The sequence below is a fragment of the Xanthomonas sp. NCPPB 2922 genome (genome assembly GCF_041520885.1).
Lineage (GTDB): Bacteria > Pseudomonadota > Gammaproteobacteria > Xanthomonadales > Xanthomonadaceae > Xanthomonas > Xanthomonas campestris.
Window position 1 is genome coordinate 1 of the sequence record NZ_JBGOFY010000048.1, and the last position, 1620, is coordinate 1620.

The following is a 1620-nucleotide window of genomic DNA, read 5'->3' on the forward strand; positions in this document are numbered from 1 at the left end:
GCAAGGATTATGGTGGCTTGGCTCTGTCACGGCGCGAGATTGCGCCTCATCTGGACAACTACACCCAGTTTGTCGAGCAGCGTCTTGCACAAACGCAGGGCAATACAGTGGGCCAGCCGACGCCAGTGACGCAGACGGCCGAACCTAGCCATGCCACTCGCAGCAATTTCCAGCAAACGATGGAACGCATGCTGCCCGGTCAAGGCAGCGCCGACCCGCACATTACCGGCCATTATGGTGAGCACCGCGGTAGCCACGGGCCGCACGGTGGTACGGATTTCAACTATGTAGGTGGTCAGCAAGGCCGCAACCTGCAGCACACGACGGTACATTCGCCGGTCTCCGGAACGGTGACGTTCGCGGGCGGCAACTACGGCACTGTCAAGATTCGCGATGCACAGGGTAACTCGCACGAGATCCTGCACCTGGACGCACTCAAGGTGAAAGAAGGCCAGACACTGTCCGCGGGCGATGCCATCGGCACGATGGGCGGGCGCGGCCCGAACGGTAACAGCCAGTACGCGCAGCATGTGCATTACCAACTGCGCGATGCCAACGGCAAGTTGACCAGTCCAGAGACATTCTGGAATCAAGGTCACCAGCACGAGTCGGGCGCCCGTCAATCGCAGCCATCGGCACCGGCTGGCAATGGCACGCTGCGTCATGGCGAGCAGAGCGGCGATGTCGGCAAGTTGCAGCAGGACCTCAACCGTCTCGGCGTTCGCGATGCGCAGGGCAACCGGCTTGCGGAAGATGGTCGTTTTGGGGACAACACACGGGAGGCGGTGATCGCGTTTCAGAAGCAGCATGGGCTGCAGCCCGATGGGGTGGTGGGCCGCAATACGCAGGCCGCGCTGTCCGCACAACCGGCACAGACCCAGTCGCAGGCGGGCGAGACGCAAGTTGCTGCGCCCAAGGGGACGTCGCTCAACGATGCCTCGCATCCGGACCATGCGTTGCACAACGCAATCCGCAGCAAGCTGCCGAGCATGATCTCTAATGAGACTGCTGCCAACGTCACTTTGCAGGCCAAGCACAATGGCATCGACAGCGCGGATAAACTGCAGAACGTGACGGTGCAGGACGGCAAGGCGTTCGTGATGGGCACCACGCCGGGGTTCCGTGCGGCGGTGGATCTAAACCAGCCTGCCCCGTCATTGGAGCAGACCAGCGCGCAGCTTCTGGCTGGGCAGTCGCAACAGCAACAGGCGCACGAAGAGCAGCAAAAGGTCGCCATCGGCGGTTGCTGAGTTCACGATGCACGAAAGAGCCGGCCGGCCTGTCTGGCCGGCTTTTTTGTATCTGCCGTTTACCTGGCGCAGCTTCATGCACTCGGGTAGAAGCGAGACGTCACACATTTGAATATTTGAACCCGCGGGGCCGCGTCATTCACTGTGATTGTCTTCCGCACGACGCGCACGTCGGCGCGCCCACTAAACCTGCTGAACGCGACAAGAGGTTGCGCGGATACAGTCGCGCGGGAGCCTTACGCGCAACGGGACAGGCACATCTCTGCGATGCGCTCCGCAGCGCAAAGCGGCCGGGCGCACAGAACGCAATACCTATGTAACTTTTACTACTGTCCAGTTCGGGACTGTGCAAGCGTAGCTGCCGACACCC

General features: G+C 61.6%; 1 protein-coding gene. It reads left to right on the forward strand.

The annotated features are described in order from the left end of the window. Positions 1-1250, forward strand: a 1250-nt coding sequence (locus tag ACD584_RS21780) for a peptidoglycan-binding protein (RefSeq protein WP_372357333.1), incomplete at its 5' end; no start/stop codon positions are given. Positions 1251-1620 lie beyond the last annotated feature (370 nt).